The organism is Streptosporangium sp. LJ11 (assembly GCF_051918945.1).
In the GTDB taxonomy this organism is placed as follows: domain Bacteria; phylum Actinomycetota; class Actinomycetes; order Streptosporangiales; family Streptosporangiaceae; genus Streptosporangium.
Genome location: NZ_JBPXMB010000078.1, coordinates 1 through 2817 on the forward strand (window position 1 = coordinate 1; position 2817 = coordinate 2817).

The 2817-nt window shown below is 71.2% G+C and carries 1 protein-coding gene; it reads left to right on the forward strand.

All coding sequences use genetic code 11. From position 1 onward, the window contains the following. On the forward strand, nucleotides 1-2817 hold a 2817-nt coding region (locus ACTOQ3_RS43400; protein ID WP_440089904.1), incomplete at both ends, for a type I polyketide synthase.

Sequence of the window (2817 nt, forward strand, 5' to 3'; positions counted from 1 at the left end):
CGCAACCGGCTGATGGCGGTCTCCGGGCTGCGACTGCCCGCCACCCTCGTCTTCGACTACCCGACCGCCCAGGCGGTAGCGGATTACCTGGCGGCGGAGCTGGCCGGTGGTCAGGTCTCGCAGGCGGTGGTGGCTGATGTCTCGGTGGCCGACGAGCCGATCGCGATCGTGGGGATGGCCTGCCGGTTCCCCGGCGGGGTGTCCTCGCCCGAGGGTTTGTGGGACCTGGTGTCGTCCGGCACGGACGCCATCGGCGAGTTTCCCACCGACCGCGGCTGGGACCTGACGAAGGTATACGACCCGGATCCGGACAGCCGGGGCACTTCGTACTCCAGGCACGGCGGGTTCCTGTACGAGGCCGCCGAGTTCGACCCCGGCTTCTTCGGGATCTCGCCGCGTGAGGCGCTCTCGATGGATCCGCAGCAGCGGCTGCTGCTGGAGAGCTCGTGGGAGGCGATCGAGCGGGCGGGCCTGGATCCGGTGGGGTTGCGTGGCAGCCGTACGGGTGTCTTCGCGGGTGTGATGTACCACGACTACGGTCTGGGTACTCCTGCGAACACCAGTGGCGGCAGTCTGGTGTCCGGACGGGTGTCGTACACCCTGGGCCTGGAGGGTCCCGCGGTCACGGTGGACACGGCGTGCTCGTCGTCGCTGGTGGCGCTGCACTGGGCGGCGCAGGCGTTGCGCTCGGGTGAGTGTGATCTGGCCCTCGCGGGCGGTGTGACGGTGATGTCGACGCCCGGCATGTTCATCGAGTTCTCCCGGCAGCGCGGTCTGGCGCCCGATGGCAGGTGCAAGGCATTCGGTGCCGCCGCGGATGGAGCCGGCTGGGCCGAGGGTGTCGGTGTGCTGCTGGTCGAGCGGCTCTCGGACGCCCGGCGCAACGGCCACCAGATCCTCGCGGTGGTGCGGGGCAGCGCGGTCAACCAGGACGGCGCGAGCAACGGGCTGACGGCGCCGAACGGTCCCTCGCAGCAGCGGGTGATCCGTCAGGCGCTGGCGAACGCCGGTCTGTCGAGCGCGGATGTCGATGTGGTCGAGGCGCACGGCACCGGAACGGTGCTGGGTGACCCGATCGAGGCCCAGGCGCTGATCGCCACGTACGGTCAGGACCGGCCCGAGGACCGGCCGCTGTGGCTGGGCTCCATCAAGTCGAACATCGGCCACGCCCAGGCCGCCGCCGGCGTGAGCGGTGTGATCAAGATGGTGATGGCGCTGCGCAACGGCGTCATGCCGCAGACCCTGCACGCCGAGGAACCGTCTCCGCACGTGGACTGGTCGGCGGGTGCGGTGGAGCTGCTGACCGAGGCCCGCCCGTGGGACACCGGCGACCGCCCGCGCCGGGCGGCGGTGTCGTCTTTCGGGATCAGCGGCACGAACGCGCATGTGATCATCGAGCAGGGTCCGGTGGTGGAGTCGGAGCCCTCCGGCGCCGAGCTGCCGGTGACGCCGTGGCTGGTCTCGGCCAAGACTCCCGAGGCGCTGCGGGCGCAGGCCGGGCAGCTCGCGGCGTGGGTGGAGGAGCGGCCTGAGCTGGACGTGGCTGATATCGGCTGGACGCTGGCGACGGGCCGGGCGGTGCTGGAGCAGCGTGCGGTGGTGATGGGCGCGGATCGGGCCGAGCTGGTGGCGGGCCTGCGTGCCCTGGCCGAGGGCACGGCGACGCCGGGTGCCGCGGCCGGTGGCGGGTTGGCGATGTTGTTCGCCGGTCAGGGCAGCCAGCGGGTGGGCATGGGGGCGTCCCTCGCGGCGGCGTTCCCGGTATTCGCCGAGGCGCTGGATGAGATCTGTGCGCTGCTGCCGCACCCGGTGCGTGAGGCGATGTTCTCGGGCCCGGACGAGGTGTTGGCCGAGACCCGGATGACCCAGCCGGCGCTGTTCGCCTTCGAGGTCGCCCTCTACCGCCTGCTGGCCTCGCTGGGGGTCACCCCGGACGTGCTGGTGGGTCACTCGGTGGGGGAGGTCGCCGCCGCGCATGTGGCGGGCGTGCTGTCGCTGCCTGATGCGTGTGCGCTGGTTTCCGCGCGGGCGCGGTTGATGCAGGCGCTGCCGGAGGGTGGGGCGATGCTGGCCATCGCCGCTCCCGAGGCGGAGGTCCTTCCCCTGCTGGAAGGCCGCCAGGACGTCGGCATCGCCGCGGTGAACGGCCCGGAGGCCGTGGTGATCTCCGGTAGCGAGAGTGCGGTGGAGGAGATCGCCGCCCTGACGAGTGCCCGCACCCGACGCCTGCGCGTGTCGCACGCCTTCCACTCGCCGTTGATGGAGCCGATGCTCGCCGAGTTCGAGCAGGTCGTCTCCGCTCTGACCTTCAGCGAGCCGGCCATTCCTGTCGTCTCCAACGTGACGGGCCGGCCCGCGGAGCCGGGGCTGTTGACCGATCCGGCGTACTGGGTGCGGCATGTGCGGGAGGCGGTGCGCTTCGCCGATGGTGTGGCCGCCTGCCAGGCGAACGTGTTCGTGGAGGTCGGCCCGGACACCACCCTGACCGCCCTGGCCCAGCAGAGCGTGCAGGACGGTGTGTTCGTCGCGACCGCTCGCAAGGACCGGGACGAGATCCGGACACTCATCGAGGCGCTCGACCGGTTGCACACGCACGGTGTCTCGCTCGATTGGGACGCTCTCTTCGCTCCGGCGCGGCCACACCGCGTGGATCTGCCGACGTACGCCTTCCAGCGTGAGCGCTTTTGGGTCCCCACACAGATCGAGACCGGCGACATGGCCGGTGTGGGGCTCGGCGCCATCGATCATCCGTTGTTGAGTGCGGTGACGGAGGTCGCCGGTGGTGGGTCGGTGGTCTTCAGTGGCCGCTTGTCTCCT